Origin of the sequence: Chitinophaga sp. GbtcB8, assembly GCF_019091455.1 — a bacterium.
Classification (GTDB): Bacteria; Bacteroidota; Bacteroidia; order Chitinophagales; family Chitinophagaceae; genus Chitinophaga.
In genome coordinates this window covers 1-244 of record NZ_JAGXJN010000322.1, presented here as the reverse complement: position 1 = coordinate 244, position 244 = coordinate 1, and the positions used below count along the sequence as shown (strand labels likewise).

1 pseudogene is annotated in these 244 nt (G+C 52.5%); it reads left to right on the top strand.

The window, feature by feature from the left end:
* Positions 1-244: pseudogene (locus KVT36_RS31985) on the top strand (TolC family protein); the annotation flags it as partial.

Genomic DNA, 244 nt, shown 5'->3' with positions numbered 1-244 from the left:
GATACCAAAGACTGGCAGCAGGAAATTTTTCAACAGGAAATTAGGGTAGCAGCCCCTTACCTGAATTTATTGGCAGCGCAGAAGCTTACGCTGGCTTACCAGAAGAACCTGAACCGGGCAGATACTTTCCGCCGCGTGGGGGTAACCCGTGTAAAGAATGGTTGGAATCCCGGGGGGGTTTCATCACAGGCCAATGCAGAGGTTTCCAATGCAAAAATTGCGCTTACCCGCGCGCTGGCCTTCC